Below are 14,427 nucleotides of genomic sequence, written 5' to 3'. Positions count from 1 at the left end.
CCGAATCCGTTACGCATCCTCGCCCACGACCTTTCTGAGCTCTCGCAACGCTCGGTTCTGGAGCGCCCGCACCGCGCCTTCGGACGTGTCGAGGATCCGCGCGGTCTGTGCGACCGACAGGTCCCCCACGACGCGGAGCAGAATGACGTCGCGTTGCGCCCTGGTGAGGTGGCCCATGAGAGCCTCCGCCTCCACCGCCGACATCGAGTTCATCGCCTCGTCCTCTACGTCACCTCGCCACTTGCGCTCAGCGCGATGCTGAGCATCCTCGCCATCCGCGATAGGCACTCGACGGCCCTGCGACCGCCACGCGTCTAGCATCCTTCGATGCGCGATAGTGAAGACCCAGGAACGGAATGCGGACTCGTCTCCGCAGAACGAGTGAATGTCCCTGGCGACGCTGAGGAACGTTTCGGACACGAGGTCCTCGACCTCCGGGGCGCCGCGTCCACGAAGATAGCCTCCCACCACACCCGCGAGATCTCGGTAGATGGATTCCCAAGCCCACGGCGCGCCAGTGCGCGCCGCAGCAAGCGTCGAAGCGAACTGTTCCTTGAGTGTCACGTCTACCTCGCGGTTAGGCCGATTGGGGCCTCACGTTGACCGTCATTGGGCGACTATCGCCGGTTGAGCACCTAAGAAACCCCTACCGGATGCGAACCCGCGCTACTCAAGTTGAAGGCACCGTGGCCTCGTCGGATACGACCAACGCGATTGTCGCCTAGGACTTCTTGCCGTCGGCGGGAGCGGGCGGGTTCGCCTTGCTACCAGGATCCGCAGGCGGATTGGCCTTGCTACCAGGATCCGCAGGCGGATTGGCCTTGCTACCAGGCTCAGCAGGCGGATTCGCCTTGCTACCAGGCTCAGCAGGCGGATTGGCCTTGCTACCAGGCTCAGCAGGCGGATTCGCCTTGCTACCAGGCTCAGCAGGCGGATTCGCCTTGCTACCAGGCTCAGCAGGCGGATTGGCCTTGCTACCAGGCTCAGCAGGCGGATTCGCCTTGGAGTGCGCGTTCGCGGAGGCAATTTCCTTGGCGTGTTCGCTGACTTGCGCCCCAAAGTCGGCGCCTCGCTTCTGCTGCGACATCCACGCGAGCATGCTCGACACCTGCGCACGAACGTCGCCGCCGGAAGACTGCGATTTCACCGCGACCACCGCACGCTCGAGTGCCACAGCCGCCTCATGTTGCCCGTCCGCGTCAAGCGCCTTCGCGGTGAGCGCGACCGCGCCGTTCACATCACCTCGGCTGGCAAGAACCTGGGACTCCTGCAACCGCTCACTCGTGCCGCCATCCAGGATTCCCACCGATTCAAGCGCCTTATCCACACCGTAGAGAGTGTCGCCAGGCGCGGCCTCGTTCGCCACTGCGGCACCGGCCACGCCGAACGCGGAAATTCCCACTGCGACGCCTATCGCGACAAGCCTCTTGCGCCACGAATTCGACGCCTTGGCCTTCGCCATGGGCGGAGCGTCAATCGCCGCTTGCGCTAGCACGGCAGCAAACGCAGAGACGTGGTCCGCAGGCGGATCGACGACGAGCGTCTCCCTCATGGACGAGAACAGTTCTTGAATCGCGACCAACTCTGGTTCGCGCATAGTCGATCCCGCGAACACCGCCTCGATGTCGCGATCAGTCAAGTGAGAAGTAGTCATGTCAATCCTGTAATCGCTCGCCGGCGCCAAAGTGTGACGGGTCGTCCAGGTTTTTTTTGCGGAGGTCCCGCACGGCGCGTGACTGAAGCGCGCGCACGGCCGCCTCCGACGTGTGGAGCACCTTCGCCGTCTCCGCCACCGAGAGGTCCCCCACCACCCGCAGGAGCACCACGTCACGCTGCGCAGCGGTGAGATGGTCAATCAGCACGTGCACCTCGAGGAGCGACATCGCGGTCATCGCATCGTGTTCGGCGTCGCCGAGCCAGTTGTTTTCTGCAAGCGTCTCCGCGTCCTCGCGGTCGAGCATCGGCACCTGCCTGCCCTTGGCCCGCCACGCGTCCTGCATCCGGCGATGGGCAATCGTGAACACCCAGCTGCGGAAGTCACCCTCTCCGCCTTTGAAGCGGTGAACGTCCTTGGCGACGCTCAGGAAGGTCTCCGACACGAGGTCCTCTACCTCCTCGGCGCCGCGACCCCGCAGATATCCCGCGACCGAGCCAGCGAGGTCTCGGTAGAGCACTTCCCATGCCCAGCCGGCGCCTGCGCGCGCAGCATCGAGAGTCGAGTCGAAGTACGGTTCCAACGTCACAACTGCATGCCTCCCAAGTTCCTTGTCGAACTTATCGGCCCGCCAACCGCAACGGATACCCTTCTCAGCAAAGGCCTCACAAACGACAAAGCCCCCGCCGAAGCAGGGGCTCAGATCGTAGCCCCGACCGGATTCGAACCGGCGCCGCCGCCGTGAGAGGGCGGTGTCCTAGGCCGCTAGACGACGGGGCCCTAGTAGCGGTTCTATCGAACGCGCCGGTTAAGAATAGCGGAAGTACGTCCCCCGAGCGAATCCCGTCCGTGCCGCGTGCGCCTCCATCGATTGCCGCGAGACGAGAAGGTCTTCGAGTGCTCACCACAGCCCCGCCATGGCGGCCATCTCTTGCCATCCTCCTCCCGACTACGTAAACTTGAGCGTGGGCGACTCAAGTTAAAAGTTGTGCCCGAGAGTAGGGAGGACCGTCATGAGTACCCAGATGCCCCAAGCCCCCGCCGAACAGGCGAGCGCCCTCAAGCAATTCGGCCAGGATTTCACCGCGCTTGCCGAGGCAGGGTCGCTCGACCCCGTCATCGGGCGCGACGAGGAGATTCGTCGAGTGATGCAGGTATTGACACGCCGCACCAAGAACAATGCGGTGCTGATCGGTGAACCCGGAGTGGGAAAGACCGCCATCGTCGAGGGCCTCGCCCAGCGCATCGTCACGGGCGACGTCCCCTCCTCCCTCAAGGACCGCAAGGTGATCGAAATCGCGATGAGTTCCGTGGTGGCAGGCGCGGCCTACCGAGGCCAATTCGAAGAGCGACTCAAGGCGATCCTGGCCGAGGTGGAAGCCTCTGAGGGCCGGATCATTCTCTTCATAGACGAGCTCCACACGATCGTTGGCGCTGGCAAGGCAGAGGGTTCTGTCGACGCGGGCAACATCCTCAAGCCGATGCTTGCGCGAGGCAAGCTACGCATGATCGGAGCGACAACGCTCAACGAATATCGCCAACATATCGAAACGGATTCCGCACTGGAGAGACGCTTCCAGCCCGTACTCGTCGGCGAGCCCTCACTCGACGACACCGTGGCGATTCTCCGCGGACTCCAAGAAAAGTACGAGGTCCACCACGGCGTCAAGATCACGGACGAGGCGATCGTCGCCGCAGCGACCCTTTCCGACCGCTACATCTCGGATCGGTTCCTGCCCGACAAGGCGGTGGACCTCATTGACGAGGCGACAAGCGGACTCAAGATGCAACTTGACTCCATGCCGATCGAACTCGACCGGTCGCGCAGGCGCATCATGCAACTCGAAATCGAACGCACTCAGGTAGCCAAGGACAAGTCTCCGCACGCCAAGGTGCGCCGCGACGAAATCGACGAGGACATCGCCGCCCTGAAGGCGGAGTCCGAGGCCCTCAACATGCGTTGGGCGCGAGAGAAGGACCTCATTGTGCGGGTATCCACGGCCACCGAGACCGTCGAGTCGCTCAGGGGCGCGTTGGAGCGCGCCGAGCGCCTTGGCGAATTGGAGAAGGCCGGCCGCATTCGATACGGCGAGATCCCCCAGGCGGAGCGAGACATCGCCGACGCGAGGGCCGAACTGGACGCCATCCCCACCGAGGAGCGCATGCTCCGCGAGGAGGTCACGGGCGAGGACATCGCGGGCGTGGTCGCCAAGTGGACCGGCGTGCCTGTCGAAAAACTCCTCACCGAAGAGTCCGAGAAACTGGGGCACCTGGAGCAACGGCTACATGCGCGCGTCATCGGCCAGGATCGTGCCATTACTGCGGTGGCCGACGCGATCCGCCGTGCCCGCGCTGGTCTTGCAGACGCAAACCGGCCCATCGGTTCATTCCTGTTTCTTGGCCCAACGGGTGTGGGCAAGACGGAACTTGCCCGCGCGCTTGCGGAACAACTCTTCGACGACGAGCGGTCCATGATCCGCATCGACATGTCCGAGTACATGGAGTCACACGCGGTGAGCCGGCTCATAGGCTCTCCCCCAGGCTATGTCGGCTACGACCAGGGCGGCCAACTCACCGAGGCCGTGCGGCGCCGACCGTACAGCATCGTCCTGTTTGACGAGGTAGAGAAGGCCCACCCTGACGTGTGGAACGTGCTTCTGCAGGTGCTTGACGACGGACGCCTCACCGACGGCCACGGCCGCACCGTCAACTTCACCAACACGATCATCGTGATGACGTCCAACCTGGGAAGCGACCTGGTGCTCGCGTGGGATGGCGTGGACCACGACACCCTCGAGACCAACCTCATGGCTGTGCTCAAGCGCGCATTCCGACCCGAGTTTCTCAACAGGCTCGACGACGTGGTGGTGTTCGACCGCATCAGCCCTGCGGCCATGGAAGGCATCGTAGACACGGAGATCGCCAAGACAGTGGCACGCCTGCGGGACGCGAAGGGAATCGAATTGCACATCGACAAGTCGTTGCGCGAGGCACTGGCCCGCGATGGCTTCGATCCTCAGTTTGGCGCGCGCCCGCTGAAGCGCCTCATCCAGACCCGCGTGCTCAACGAGTTGGCCAAGGAGATCGTCGATGGCAGGCTCGCGGAGGGCGACCAGGTGACCGTCGGATGGGATGGCGAGCGGATCACGCTATACCGCGAGTAACGCGGAGTTGTCGCGCGCAGCGATCAACGTAGCCAAGTCGAAGCTTCCCACGTTGCTCGTGGTCGCATTCATGCTCGCGCCCGCCTAACGGTTCCGCGCCTCACGATAGGCATCGATCAGCGCCTGCTCTTTGTCGCTGGGGGTACGGCAACCGCATTCGTCGACGTGCGCCGCATGCCACTCACCCCGCTGATCGCGGGTCGGGTTCTTGGGCATGCGATGCGCCTCATGCCAGTCCCTGTTGATAGCCATGGTGCCTCCTTGACACCATGAAACACCTTGCAGGAACCACCCCAGGTACGACAAAAGGCCCGCTTCCGCGGGCCTTTTGTCACTGCTGGGCTACAAGGATTCGAACCTCAACTAACTGGACCAGAACCAGTCGTGCTGCCAGTTACACCATAGCCCAATGGGTTCAAGCGAACCGAGGAACTACTGTACCCGAGCCGCGCCCGTCTCCCAAACCGTGGGCGCCCAAGGGCCGGCACAAGACAGGCCACAGCGCGCGACCGATGCGGTGAGGATTGGTCGCGCGCTGTGGAACTCAGGGTGCGGCCCAGAAGGCCGACACGGGTCTAGTCGTCGCTGGGCTCGGACGCTTGGTCGCCACTCTTCTGGCTATCGCTGCTCACAGCGGAGCTATCGCTGGTCTTCGCGGAGTCTTCGCTGGTCTTCGCGGAGTCTTCGCTGGTCGTCGCGGAGTGTTCGCTGCTCTCAGCGGAGTCGTCGCTACCCTCAGCGCCGTCGTCACCGCGAACACCGGCGGGGACACCGCCGAGGCTGGTGTTTGCGAGATCCAGTGAGGACGACGGAGACGGTGCCACCGGGGTGGTCGCCGACGGAGACGCCGCCACAGATGCGCTTGCCGACGGAGACGCGGACGCACTTGCCGACGACGACACGGAACTACTCGCTGCCGGCGCAACCGCCGGTCCCGACGTCAGCACGCTTGCGAGCGCCGGGCCGCCAAAGGCGAGGCTCGCGGCCGAGCCGACAACCGCGGCGCCCACTCCAGTGGTCCAGACCATACGACCTCGCCTGGCCTTGCCCACCAGCCGAGCGGTGTCGTCGGGGGCGTTCATCGCGAAGTCCTCGCCCACCGCGTTTGCAAGGTTCCGCATTTGCATTGATACGTCCATCAGATCCTGCTTTCAGTCAGAGTCACCGGAACGGTACGCCGTTCCGAGTTGTTCACCGCATCGTCTCCGAGTTGCTCGCGCAGCTTCACAGCCGCGTTAGCGAGGTACCGCTTCACCGTTCCGTCATTCAGCTTGAGGACCGCCGCAATCGAGGCGATCGTGAGGTCGTCAACGTACTTCAGGACCGTGACGGCGCGCTCACGCGGGCTCAAGGTATCGAGCGCGGCCTCAAGGTCTGTGCTTGCGTTGACTCGCGCCGCGTGGCCGGGAACCATCGCCGGCTCCGCGACCTTCGCGCGGTTTTCCCGAACGACCAAACCATGCCTGGCTCGATTGACGGCCTCGTTGGCGATGGCGCGCTTCACGTACGCCTCGGCCTCTCGCACCGACGTCTTGGCGCGTCCCCGCGCAAACGTGCGGACAATCGCGTCTTGGACGAGATCCTCGGCTTCGCTCCGCGAACCGGTGAGGAGGTAGGCGTAGCCCACGAGCGCTGGTCGACGCTGACGCACCAAGGTCTCCATGACCTGTGCCCATGCACTCATCCATTGCTCCTCTATGTCGCCTTCACTCACTAAGACACGCGAGCGACCTTAAAGGTTGTAGCGATCTGAGACTTTCTCAGCACGTGAGGTGGAGCGTCTCTGGAATCTGGGCAAGCGACTCGACCCGAACCACACCGTCGGCGACCTCTCCAGGTTGCGGGTGCCCACCTGGCCTGTCAAGCCAGATGCCCAGAGCGAGCCCCGCATCCACTGCGGCGGCCGCGTCGATGTCCTTCTCGTCCCCCACGTAGGCGACCATCGCGGGGTCGAGCCCGAGGAGCCGCGCACCTTCGAGAAAGACCCGGCTATCGGGCTTGCCCACCCCAAAGCGATCGACGCCGACGAGCATCCTGACCCGCTTAAGGCCCACACGAGACAGCTTCATCTCTTGGTAGCCGGAATCCGCATTGGACACCGCGCCGTACTCGATTCCGCACCGGTCGAGAGTGTCAAGGAACTCGTGTGCATCCGGGTGGGCACGCCAGCCCTCCTTGAAACCCGCCTCAAAGACTTCGTCCCACGCCGCATAAGCGGGCTCGTCGAGGACCGGACCGCCAAATGCCTGGTGGAGCTCATTCGCACGGAGCTTGCGCTGCTCCCTGTGCGTGAGCTCGCCCCTTGCGTGGGCGCGGTACCAACCGGAAACGTCGGCTCGCCAGTGGGAGGTCATCTGCTCAACGTCGTAGCCAGAGGGAAGGTAGCGCTCGGCTACCACTCCAAGCGCGTGCCGAAAGGCGCCGCGAGTGTCGACCAGGGTGTCGTCAATGTCCAGCAAGACGCCAACAATGGACTTCGCGCTACCGCGCAACGACGTGGGCAGCGTACTCGTCGTCGAGTAAACCATTGCCACTTCCCTCGGTTGCCGTCCCCCTCGATGTCACAAACTCGAGGTGAGTCTAACGCAGGTGTGACCTATGCCACGGCGGGGTACCAGGGACGAGTGGTCTAGGCCAATCGGCCCCGCAAGGCGCGCAACCTCACGAGTGAGTGGTCCTGGCCCAGGATGTCCATGGATTCAAACAAGGGAGGCGACACGAGGCGCCCAGTGATGGCCACTCGCAAGGGACCGAACGCAAAGCGCGGCTTGATGCCCATCTGGTCGACCAGCACCGAAGTGAGGGAGGCCTGCTGGGATTCGGCCGAAAAGTCCTCGAGGCCCTCGAGCACCGTGATCGCGGCATCGAGAACCTCGGCCGCGTTTTCCGGAAGCTTTGCCAATGCCTCTTCCTCGACCATGAGCGCACCATCGGGGACAAAGAAGAAACCGAGCATCCCCGGTGCGTCGCCAAGAAGTGTCATGCGCGTTTGAACCAAGGGTGCCGCGAGCGCGAGCGTCGCCTCCTCGTGTGGGGTGAGGTCGCGCACCTCGGCACCGGACACGAGGCCCGCGGCGTGCAGGTAGGGAACCACTCGCGCCGCGAAGTCGCCCAGGGGCAGCATGCGCATGTGCGCCGCGTTGATCGCCTCGGCCTTTTTCAGGTCAAACCTCGAAGGGTTGGGGTTGACGTCCGCGATGTCGAAAGCGGCAACGAGCTCCTTGACGGTGAAGACGTCGCGATCGGGCCCGATGCTCCAACCGAGGAGCGACAAGTAGTTGAGCAGCCCCTCGGGGAGGAAACCCCTGTCGCGGTGGTGGAACAGGTTGGATTCGGGATCGCGCTTCGAGAGCTTCTTGGTGCCCTCTCCAAGAACCATCGGCATGTGCGCGTAGCGCGGCTCGGCGTCGGCGATGCCCAATTCGACCATGGCGCGCCACAAGACAATCTGCCGCGGGGTCGAACTGAGAAGGTCCTCGCCGCGCAGCACGTGAGTGATCTTCTGCAGCGCATCGTCAACCGGATTCACGAGCGTGTAGAGAGGAATGCCGTTGCCACGCACGATGACGTAGTCGGGCACCGAGCCTGCGGGGAAGGTCACCTCGCCCCGGATCATGTCGTCGACCGTGATGTCCTCATCGGGCATGCGCATGCGAATCACGGGCTCGCGACCCTCCGCGCGATACGCCGCCTTGGCCTCCACGCTCAGCGCCCTGTCGAAGCCGTCGTAACCGAGCTTGGGGTCGCGTCCCGCGGCCAAATGCCGCGCCTCGACCTCTGCGGGGGTCGAGAAGGACTCGTACGCATAGCCGCCGTCGAGCAGTTGTCGTACGACGCCTGCGTGCAGGTCGTGACGCTCGCTTTGCCGGTATGGGGCGTAGGGGCCGCCGATGTCGGGGCCCTCGTCGTAGTCGATACCAAGCCAGTGCAACGCGTCGAGAAGCTGCAGGTAGCTCTCCTCGCTGTCGCGTTCCGCATCGGTGTCCTCGATGCGGAATACCAGCTTCCCGCCCGTGTGCCGCGCGTACGCCCAGTTGAACAGCGCGGTGCGAACCATGCCCACGTGCGGCATCCCAGTGGGCGACGGACAGAAGCGAACGCGAACGTTACTCATGACTACTTTCTTGGCGACGTTTTTCTGTTGACGCCTGGTTTCTTGACGGCCTAGCGCCGCACCACGGGATTGCGGAGCACCCCGATGTCTTCGATCTCGATCTCGACGACGTCGCCATGGTGAAGAGTGGTCACCCCTGCGGGCGTCCCCGTGAGGATGACGTCCCCCGGCAACAGCGTGACGACCTCGGAGACCATGGACACCGCGTGAGCCACGCCCACGATCATGTCGCGCGTGAAGCCGCTCTGCGTGGCCTTGCCGTTTATGCGCGAGGTGATCTCCACGTCATCGTGAGCAAGCTCCGTTTCGATCCAGGGGCCTAGGGGCAGCGAGGTATCGAATGCCTTGGCACGGAACCACTGGTCTTCCTGGCGCTGCACGTCGCGTGCGGTGACGTCGTTCGCGCACGTGTAGCCAAAGATGTAGTCCTCGGCCGCCTCGGGGCTCACGTCCTTGCAAACCTTGCCGATGACGACGGCGAGCTCCGCCTCGAGTTGGACGTCTTGTGAATACGCCGGAAGGATGATCGGGTCATCGGGGCCAATCACGGCGGTGTTGGGCTTGAGGAAGAGGATCGGCACTTGCGCCGCGGGTCCACGGGCCGGAATCTCCCTGGCGTGGGCCTCGTAGTTCTTGCCCAGGCAGACGACCTTAGACCGGGGAATGACGGGAGCGAGCAGTCGAACATCGTCGCTGAGCGGAACCCTCTCCCCCGTGGGCTTACCCGTGATGTAGAGGGGGTCGCCACTGAGGACGATCAACTCCTCGTGACCGGGCTCTCCGTCGACGATGGCGTACCTGGGCTCGTCTCCAGTGGTAAATCGGGCGATGCGCATGGGCTCTAGCGTAGCCGCCAGGCAGGATCGACCGAGCGCGCCTAGCATGAGTAGATGAGCGCCATGGGACACGAACGGATCGCCTCCGCCGCGACGGACGGCCTCTCCAAGTTGCTTGCCGTCACCGATGCGCATCCGGGCGAGGGCCTCGGGGACGCCTACCTAGGCCGCACCACCACGGACGTTCTCGCGCATGTTCACGCGTGGCACGCCCTCTTCGAGGGATGGATTGCGGCCCACCAGGAGGGCGGGTCCGTGCCGTATCCGGCCGAAGGGTACTCGTGGAAGGAGCTGGACTCTCTCAACGAGGCCCTCTACAAGGCCCATGCCGGTCGCTCCTACGAGTCCGTCAAGGATGCGCTGCTCGAGTCGCATCAGATGGTGATGTCGCTCGTCGCACAGATCCCCGAATCCGAACTGGTCGAGGTCTCGCGGTACGAGTGGCTCGGCGACGAATCCCTCGGTGACATCGCTCACGAGTGCCTCGGGGCCCACTACGAGTGGGCGCTCGGCATTCTCGAGGCCGCGGGTCTCACCTGACGCCGGTGCCCCAACCCTCCTCTCCACCCGTCGTCGCCGGGCCATTCACTCGCTCCGCACGATGGACGGGGCGCATCGCGGGACTCGACCTCGCTCGCGCCATCGCACTGATCGCGAAGTGGCGGCGTCTGGGGTGGTAGAACGCTTCGATCCACTCGAATATCGCGTTGGCCAGCTCGACTCGGGTTGCCCAGGCGCGGCGGTCGAGGAGATCGATCTGCATCGAGCAGGGGTGTCAGATGTTCTGCCAAGGGCGGGTCTCCGATCTGAAGGAGATTGGCCATGGGTATGACGATCGGTACTGAGGTCGGAGACGTGGGAGCGGACCAGCTGCGGGACCGTAACGCCTCCTTCGGTTCCACCTTGGTGCCTAAGGGTGCACGCCGTTTGGGTGGACTGGAGGACATGATCGTCAGCCTCTATGCGGGCGGGATGACCATCCGTGACATCCAGCACCACCTTGCCGCTCTCGCAGTGGTCGCTGTGGTCATCCCGGCCGGTCTGCTCGGAGGCGCTTTCGCCGCTCCGGTCGCCGGCCCGCCCGATGCCGGCACGCTCCGCTAGCCGGGTGTCCTCCCATCGAGAATCGTCTACTACGATGCATAGTATGGCGAACCGGATCCGACCAGCAAACCCAGTAACCACCACCCGACCAAGCCGCTCCACATTGACCAAGGTCGGGGTTCCGCTCGCGGTACTCGTGCTCGTGGCCGTGCTCGCGGCACTGACCCTGAGCTCGCGGGCCCACACGTCGGGCGGGCAGGCCCAGGCGGCACCGTCCGCCGGCTCCAGCCAGGCGCCATTCCCCGACGAGGCAAGGCGCAAACCCGGCGACCCCTACGCCCAAGGACGCGTCGACGCACCGGTGGTCATGGTGATGTGGTCAGAGTTCCAGTGCCCCTTCTGTGGCCGGTTCGCCCGCGAGAGCGAGCCCACGTTGGTCAAGCAGTTCGTGGACACAGGAGTCCTGCGGATCGAGTGGCGCGACTTCCCCTATCTTGGACCCGACTCGCAGACCGCAGCGATCGCCGGCCGCGCTGCCGCCGCGCAGGACAAGTTCTGGGCGTTCCACGATGCGGTGTACGCCACGGAGCACCGGGTGAACCAGGGTGACCTGGACGCCGCTCACCTGCGCGACTACGCGGTGAAAGCGGGGCTGGACATGGGCGCGTATGACGCGGACATGCAGGCGAAGAAGGGTGCGGCCCAGGTGCAGACCGACTTGTCCCAGGGCGAGGCGCTGGGAGTCACCGGCACACCGGCCTTCCTGATCAACGGCCAGCCGGTGCTCGGCGCCCAGCCGACGCAGGTGTTCGTCTCGATGATCGAGCAGGCCGCGGCATCAGCCAAGGCGGGTTCGTGACCGTCGGGTACGTCGTCGCCTTCCTGGGCGGGGTCCTCACCCTCGCCAGCCCTTGCAGCGCGTTCTTGCTGCCCTCATTCTTCGCCTACGCCTTCCCCTCGGCGGGGCGTCTGCTCTCACGCACCCTGGCGTTCTATTTCGGCCTCGCGCTGGCGCTGGTTCCCCTCGGCCTGGGCAGCGGTGCGGTCAGCCAGCTGGTCTACGGCCATCGCCAGGTGCTGTTTGCCACGGCTGGCGGCTTCCTGGTCGCGCTCGGGATCGCCCAGGCTCTCGGGCTGGGCGTCCGGATCCCGGGCCTCGAGCGCCTGCGCAACCACGCCGGCGGTACCTCGACGGCCTCGGTCGTCGTACTCGGAGCCGCATCTGGCCTGACGGGCTTCTGCACCGGGCCGATCCTCGGCGCCGTCCTGACCGTCGCGGCCACCAGCGGCAGCCCGCTGCGTGGTGGCTCTCTGCTGGCGGTGTACGCCGCGGGGATGACCGCGCCGCTGTTCGTCCTGGCCCTGCTCTGGCAACGGCTGCGGCTGAGCGAGCGCCGGCTGCTGCGCGGGCGCCCGGTGCAGCTCGGCAGGCTCACGCTGCATTCGACCTCGCTGATCGGTGGGGTCCTGGTCGCTGCGGTCGGCGCCCTGTTCGTCGTCGACCGCGGGGGGGCGCTCACCGGGGGCGGCTTCCTCAGCGTCGACACCGAGGCCCGCCTGCAGGACACCGTCGCCAGGCTCGGCGCGAGCAGCGACCTGATCGTGCTCACCCTGATCGCCCTGACCGCCCTCGCCGTGCTCGTGCTCAGGCTGCGCGCATCCCGTCCCGCCACAGAGCCCGCCGACCGCTGAGCGCTGGCGGGCCGGATCAATCGGCCAAGCGGGCAACGCGTGATTTGACGCTTTGCGGTCCTACGGGCGCAGGTACGCCCAACCCTGTCGCTGCCTGGCGACGAGGTGTCCGACCCCGGACGGGGCGGAAACGGCGCCATGGACGAGGTCCGCATCCGTCAGGTCCTGCTGCCGCATGGAGTTGCGGCACACCACCAGGATGATCCCGGCGTCCAAGGCCTCGGCGAGGGCGTCCGCAGTGGCCTGGCCCGGCAACGCCAGGCAGATTGCTTCGCTGTGCACCACCAGCTCGATTGGGGTGCCAGGCTCGACCTCCGGCACCAGGTTCAGCGCGTTGCGCAGCACTGCGCGGTGCTTATCCACGGAGGCTTCGGTGAGGTGCAGGACTACTCCGGTCATGGTCAACACGTTCCTGTCAGGGCGAGGGTTGCATAGGGCGTTCCGATCAGCGCGATCGCTGCGGTCATTGCCGCCAGGTAGCTGGCAGTCAGTGCCACGCCCCACCTCGACGCCGGAGGCGGCGCCGCGGCGAGGCGAAGCGCGCGCCAACGGGTGCCCGTCGCGTCGGCGTGCAGCGCGAGTGCCGGCGCGCCAAGGACGGGCGAGGGCCCGGGACCGTGAAGCGCGAGCAAGGCCCCTGCCAGGGCGCGGGTGCTGCTCGCTCGGCGGGCGTCGTCGTCGGCGGCCATCTCGGCGTAGGTCGCGACCGCTGGGGCCGCGGCTGCGATCAACGGCACCCAGCCGAGGACGCCCTTCAGGCTGTGCAGTGCCCACAGCAGTGCGTGATGTCGCTGCTCGATGTGCGCCCGTTCATGGGAGAGAACTGCGGCGAGCTCATCACTGCTGAGCGCATCGAGCGCACCCTGGGAGATGACGATGCGCGCGCGGCGCGTGGGGAGGCTGTAGACGCTCCTGTCTGGGGTCGGCACCACCCAAACCAGGGTTCCGTGCAGACACCGCTGTTCGGCCACCGCGTCTAGCGCATGGAGATGGGTCCGCAGATGTTCACGTGAGCGAACATGACGCACGGTTGCGCTGGTGATCAGCCACGCGGCCAGGGACAACGGGACAAGCAGCATCGTGAACACGGGCACATCGGTGGTCCACATCGACGACCGGGCCAAGAAGGGGTTCGCCGCTGCCAGGCACCGCTGACAGATCGCACCGACCCGGCCGGGCAGCCCCGGGCCGGTGAAGACCCAGGTCAAGAGCGGACCCAGCGCGAGGAATGCGAGCGTCCACACGGCCGCTGAGGCCGTCCAAATCGCGATCCCCAGCCGTGGGCGCGCACTGAAGGTCGGGGTGGGTCCGCCGAGGACGCGGGGCCCAGCAGTTGCCCCCGCAACGAGGAGCACCAAGAGCGTCAGCGGCAGCGCCATCGGGGTCATGTGGCCCGCCGAGCCGTGGGGCCGGGAGGCTCCCGTCCGGGCTCGTGGGCGGGGTCGGTGAGGACCTCGCGCAGCAGGGCTGCATCCTCCTCGGACATCGCCTCCATGAAGTGCAGGAACGACGACGCCGGGTCCCCGCTGACGGTCAGTGCCTGGGCCATGAGCCCCGCTGCGTACTGGCTTCGCGTTTGCAGCGGTCGGTGGGCCCAGGTGCGACCGGCACTGATCCGCTCGACCATCCCCTTCTTTACCAGGTTGGTCAGCACCGTCGCCACGGTCGTGTACGCGAGCCTATGTGATGTCAGCTGTTGCAGGACCTCGCGGGCGCAGAGCCGCTCGGGACAGTCCCACAGGATGTCCATGACCTCTTGCTCGAGCGCGCCCAGGCGTGGAACTGCGGCGCGTGGTTCAGACACTGGCCAACACCGAGGGTTTCGTCGCGCACAGGACCTGCCCACGCAGCCGCGTCATCGGGGCGCCCGCGGTCGTCACGAGGGCGGTGGCCGCCAGGCATGGCCGCATCGGGGCGAAACCG

The 14,427-nt window shown here is 65.6% G+C and carries 16 protein-coding genes, 2 tRNA genes and 2 pseudogenes; 5 read left to right on the top strand and 15 right to left on the bottom strand.

Going from position 1 to position 14,427, the window contains the following annotated elements; translation table 11 throughout:
- Positions 1–9 precede the first annotated feature (9 nt).
- The 4 genes from BKA03_RS05105 to BKA03_RS05090 form a co-directional block, all read right to left on the bottom strand.
- Positions 10–564, bottom strand: coding sequence for an RNA polymerase sigma factor (locus tag BKA03_RS05105; protein ID WP_062075888.1), 555 nt, complete (start codon positions 562–564; stop codon positions 10–12).
- A gap of 157 nt (positions 565–721) precedes the next feature.
- On the bottom strand, positions 722–1,654 hold the full coding sequence (locus BKA03_RS05100) for a hypothetical protein (protein ID WP_062075887.1): 933 nt from the start codon (positions 1,652–1,654) through the stop codon (positions 722–724).
- A gap of 1 nt (position 1,655) precedes the next feature.
- The gene (locus BKA03_RS05095) at positions 1,656–2,243 is read right to left on the bottom strand and encodes an RNA polymerase sigma factor (protein ID WP_062075886.1); all 588 of its coding nucleotides are present in this window, start codon (positions 2,241–2,243) and stop codon (positions 1,656–1,658) included.
- 118 nt (positions 2,244–2,361) lie between these two features.
- Positions 2,362–2,434, bottom strand: a tRNA-Glu gene (locus tag BKA03_RS05090).
- A gap of 233 nt (positions 2,435–2,667) precedes the next feature.
- Here BKA03_RS05090 and BKA03_RS05085 point away from each other — a divergent pair.
- The gene (locus BKA03_RS05085; RefSeq protein ID WP_083971945.1) at positions 2,668–4,818 is read left to right on the top strand and encodes an ATP-dependent Clp protease ATP-binding subunit; all 2,151 of its coding nucleotides are present in this window, start codon (positions 2,668–2,670) and stop codon (positions 4,816–4,818) included.
- 84 nt (positions 4,819–4,902) lie between these two features.
- Here the strand turns inward: BKA03_RS05085 and BKA03_RS05080 are convergent, their stop codons facing one another.
- From BKA03_RS05080 to BKA03_RS05050, 7 genes are all read right to left on the bottom strand, one after another.
- Positions 4,903–5,070, bottom strand: a complete 168-nt coding sequence (locus tag BKA03_RS05080) for a hypothetical protein (protein ID WP_179397709.1) — start codon at positions 5,068–5,070, stop codon at positions 4,903–4,905.
- Positions 5,071–5,155: 85 nt separating this feature from the next.
- Positions 5,156–5,227 (bottom strand) — tRNA-Gln (locus BKA03_RS05075).
- A gap of 166 nt (positions 5,228–5,393) precedes the next feature.
- Entirely contained in the window at positions 5,394–5,939 is a 546-nt protein-coding gene (locus BKA03_RS05070; RefSeq protein WP_179397708.1) for a hypothetical protein, read from the bottom strand.
- Positions 5,940–5,956: 17 nt separating this feature from the next.
- The gene (locus BKA03_RS05065) at positions 5,957–6,502 is read right to left on the bottom strand and encodes an RNA polymerase sigma factor (RefSeq protein WP_062075883.1); all 546 of its coding nucleotides are present in this window, start codon (positions 6,500–6,502) and stop codon (positions 5,957–5,959) included.
- A gap of 76 nt (positions 6,503–6,578) precedes the next feature.
- A complete protein-coding gene (locus tag BKA03_RS05060; protein WP_062075882.1) occupies positions 6,579–7,346 on the bottom strand; it encodes an HAD family hydrolase in 768 nt (255 codons plus the stop codon).
- A gap of 101 nt (positions 7,347–7,447) precedes the next feature.
- Positions 7,448–8,932: a glutamate--tRNA ligase gene (gltX, locus tag BKA03_RS05055; RefSeq protein ID WP_062075881.1), complete on the bottom strand. Its 1,485-nt coding sequence runs from the start codon at positions 8,930–8,932 to the stop codon at positions 7,448–7,450.
- 50 nt (positions 8,933–8,982) lie between these two features.
- Entirely contained in the window at positions 8,983–9,768 is a 786-nt protein-coding gene (locus tag BKA03_RS05050) for a fumarylacetoacetate hydrolase family protein (protein WP_062075880.1), read from the bottom strand.
- A gap of 54 nt (positions 9,769–9,822) precedes the next feature.
- On the opposite strand from BKA03_RS05050, the gene BKA03_RS05045 reads away from it, so the two are divergent.
- Positions 9,823–10,308, top strand: coding sequence for a ClbS/DfsB family four-helix bundle protein (locus tag BKA03_RS05045; protein ID WP_062075879.1), 486 nt, complete (start codon positions 9,823–9,825; stop codon positions 10,306–10,308).
- 109 nt (positions 10,309–10,417) lie between these two features.
- Here the strand turns inward: BKA03_RS05045 and BKA03_RS15220 are convergent.
- A pseudogene (locus BKA03_RS15220) lies at positions 10,418–10,534 on the bottom strand (IS3-like element ISAar24 family transposase); the annotation flags it as partial.
- Positions 10,535–10,599: 65 nt separating this feature from the next.
- Here BKA03_RS15220 and BKA03_RS15805 point away from each other — a divergent pair.
- From BKA03_RS15805 to BKA03_RS05025, 3 genes and pseudogenes are all read left to right on the top strand, one after another.
- Positions 10,600–10,872, top strand: a pseudogene (locus tag BKA03_RS15805) (transposase); the annotation flags it as partial.
- A gap of 43 nt (positions 10,873–10,915) precedes the next feature.
- A complete protein-coding gene (locus BKA03_RS05030) occupies positions 10,916–11,671 on the top strand; it encodes a DsbA family protein (protein ID WP_083971940.1) in 756 nt (251 codons plus the stop codon).
- Positions 11,668–12,504 carry a cytochrome c biogenesis CcdA family protein gene (locus BKA03_RS05025; protein WP_062075877.1) on the top strand — a complete coding sequence of 279 codons (837 nt, stop codon included), beginning with the start codon at positions 11,668–11,670 and terminating at the stop codon, positions 12,502–12,504. The genes BKA03_RS05030 and BKA03_RS05025 overlap by 4 nt, the downstream gene beginning before the upstream one ends.
- Before the next feature lie 60 nt (positions 12,505–12,564).
- Here BKA03_RS05025 and BKA03_RS05020 read toward each other — a convergent pair whose 3' ends face one another.
- Genes BKA03_RS05020 through BKA03_RS05010 form a run of 3 tightly spaced genes read right to left on the bottom strand, consistent with a single transcriptional unit; the run spans position 12,565 to position 14,308 of the window.
- Entirely contained in the window at positions 12,565–12,903 is a 339-nt protein-coding gene (locus BKA03_RS05020) for a DsrE family protein (protein ID WP_062075876.1), read from the bottom strand.
- A 2-nt stretch (positions 12,904–12,905) separates the two neighbouring features.
- Positions 12,906–13,892: a M56 family metallopeptidase gene (locus tag BKA03_RS05015; RefSeq protein WP_083971938.1), complete on the bottom strand. Its 987-nt coding sequence runs from the start codon at positions 13,890–13,892 to the stop codon at positions 12,906–12,908.
- Positions 13,889–14,308: a BlaI/MecI/CopY family transcriptional regulator gene (locus BKA03_RS05010; RefSeq protein WP_238579460.1), complete on the bottom strand. Its 420-nt coding sequence runs from the start codon at positions 14,306–14,308 to the stop codon at positions 13,889–13,891. The genes BKA03_RS05015 and BKA03_RS05010 overlap by 4 nt, the downstream gene beginning before the upstream one ends.
- Positions 14,309–14,427 lie beyond the last annotated feature (119 nt).

Origin of the sequence: Demequina lutea (assembly GCF_013409005.1) — a bacterium.
Classification (GTDB): Bacteria; Actinomycetota; Actinomycetes; order Actinomycetales; family Demequinaceae; genus Demequina; species Demequina lutea.
Note: the sequence above shows the minus strand (reverse complement) of the source record. Positions and strands in the feature narration are given on the sequence as shown.

Excerpts from the sequence above, each read along its gene's own strand:
- BKA03_RS05100 (WP_062075887.1), bottom strand. The coding sequence starts at position 1,654 with ATGACTACTTCTCACTTGACTGATCGCGACATCGAGGCGGTGTTCGCG.
- BKA03_RS05085 (WP_083971945.1), top strand. The coding sequence starts at position 2,668 with ATGAGTACCCAGATGCCCCAAGCCCCCGCCGAACAGGCGAGCGCCCTC.
- BKA03_RS05080 (WP_179397709.1), bottom strand. The coding sequence starts at position 5,070 with ATGGCTATCAACAGGGACTGGCATGAGGCGCATCGCATGCCCAAGAAC.
- BKA03_RS05070 (WP_179397708.1), bottom strand. The coding sequence starts at position 5,939 with ATGCGGAACCTTGCAAACGCGGTGGGCGAGGACTTCGCGATGAACGCC.
- BKA03_RS05065 (WP_062075883.1), bottom strand. The coding sequence starts at position 6,502 with ATGAGTGCATGGGCACAGGTCATGGAGACCTTGGTGCGTCAGCGTCGA.
- BKA03_RS05060 (WP_062075882.1), bottom strand. The coding sequence starts at position 7,346 with ATGGTTTACTCGACGACGAGTACGCTGCCCACGTCGTTGCGCGGTAGC.
- gltX (WP_062075881.1), bottom strand. The coding sequence starts at position 8,932 with ATGAGTAACGTTCGCGTTCGCTTCTGTCCGTCGCCCACTGGGATGCCG.
- BKA03_RS05050 (WP_062075880.1), bottom strand. The coding sequence starts at position 9,768 with ATGCGCATCGCCCGATTTACCACTGGAGACGAGCCCAGGTACGCCATC.
- BKA03_RS05045 (WP_062075879.1), top strand. The coding sequence starts at position 9,823 with ATGAGCGCCATGGGACACGAACGGATCGCCTCCGCCGCGACGGACGGC.
- BKA03_RS05030 (WP_083971940.1), top strand. The coding sequence starts at position 10,916 with ATGGCGAACCGGATCCGACCAGCAAACCCAGTAACCACCACCCGACCA.
- BKA03_RS05020 (WP_062075876.1), bottom strand. The coding sequence starts at position 12,903 with ATGACCGGAGTAGTCCTGCACCTCACCGAAGCCTCCGTGGATAAGCAC.
- BKA03_RS05015 (WP_083971938.1), bottom strand. The coding sequence starts at position 13,892 with ATGACCCCGATGGCGCTGCCGCTGACGCTCTTGGTGCTCCTCGTTGCG.